At 48.5% G+C, this 1,455-nt stretch carries 1 protein-coding gene; it reads right to left on the bottom strand.

From position 1 onward, the window contains the following. Positions 1–132: 132 nt before the first annotated feature. Entirely contained in the window at positions 133–1,326 is a 1,194-nt protein-coding gene (locus PBA01S_RS22550; RefSeq protein ID WP_016311143.1) for a transposase, read from the bottom strand. Positions 1,327–1,455 lie beyond the last annotated feature (129 nt).

Consider the following 1,455-nt stretch of genomic DNA (forward strand, 5'->3'; position numbering starts at 1 on the left):
AGTGTTTTGCATAATTCCGTTTCAGAGAAGAAGCGATAGCATATTCACTGTCGTTAAGGGGTAATTTTCGAAAATGGTATTATATGGATGAAGAAAAGGGCAGACTTGCAGAATTTTAGAACAGCTCGTTTTTTAAGCGGCAGCCCGTTTTGAATGATGAGAAACGGCGAGCGCAGATGCAAGCAGAACAATGGCATTCAAATACTGGTGAGTTGTGACTTTCTGAATGCCCCGGACATGTGCGGCGTCTGCCGTCAAATAGGTTTTCAATCGGGAGTTGCAGCGTTCTACGCTGGTTCGTTCATTGTAAAGTTCCTTCCAACGCTTTGTATCCCGATGAGGGATGCTGTATCGCCGGAGATCATCCTTCGCATTTACTTTGACGACCATTCCATAGTTTGAAGACGAGCAGGCAGCCATGCCAAGCGGACAGTCGACTTTACCCGTGGCATGCGGGCAGCGAAATTTATGCATATCGCCGTCAACTCCCCAGTATGTCATCGCATAACCCATGGAACAGCACGGTGTTCCGTTCGAGGTCATGCCAGCAGGCGGTTCCTTCTCCCCCCGAAGATTAAGGGGAATGATGGCTTGTGCCTTGACGTTGCGGGCGGCCTCATAAACTTTCATTTGGTCGTAGCCCGCATCGAGTATGAAAAATCGTGTGCTCGTCCTGGACGCTGTTTTCTCGATCAGGCCCGGCGCCATTTCTCCATCATTGACATGCGCCGGCGTTACTTCCAAGGCGATCGGCAATTCACTTTTCGTATCGACCGCCAGATGAATTTTGTAACCAAACCATGTGATTTTATTGCCGAAGGAATCAATTTTTGCGCCCCAGTTCGCATTACCCGTTTGCTCGCTTTTGCGTTTGGGCTGCTTTTTCTCGTAAGCGCGGAGAGCGGCGCTGTCTATGGCGACGTTACTGCCTTCTATGATACCTTCCTGCTGACAGCGTGTGACCAAATCCTCAAAAAGCCGTTTTGCCAAGTCCTTTCTCGTCAGTTCTGAGAAAACTCGGCTTAATGTGGATATGGAAGGAGCTTCTCGATCCAGCGGAAGACCACACTGATAACGAAACCGGAGATCCGTATCCAAACGCTTATGCAACCCTGAAAAGGTACTTATTCCTTCAAGCGGCGCAGCCAAGAGTGCTCGTAGAATACCTTGTCTGCAGTATCCCTCAGCGCCTCGGGGGGAACGGCTTCTCAGTTCCTTGGCATACGGTCTCAGATCGAGAGAGCTGAAGAAGATCGGCAATCTCTCCTTGGGTTGAATTTTTAAAAGTTCTTCGAAGGAAAACAGACATTCTTGGAGAATATACAAAGTGACTTCCTCCATCCTTGAGGTTTTTGGGTTTGGTCACTTGAAAACTTCTCCAAGTTGGGGTGAAGTCCCTTTTTTATGTCCGAAAATCCTTACGGCTCAAGGCCTCAGATTACTGCAAAACGCTCA

This window comes from Paenibacillus barengoltzii NBRC 101215, from assembly GCF_004000745.1.
Lineage (GTDB): Bacteria > Bacillota > Bacilli > Paenibacillales > Paenibacillaceae > Fontibacillus > Fontibacillus barengoltzii.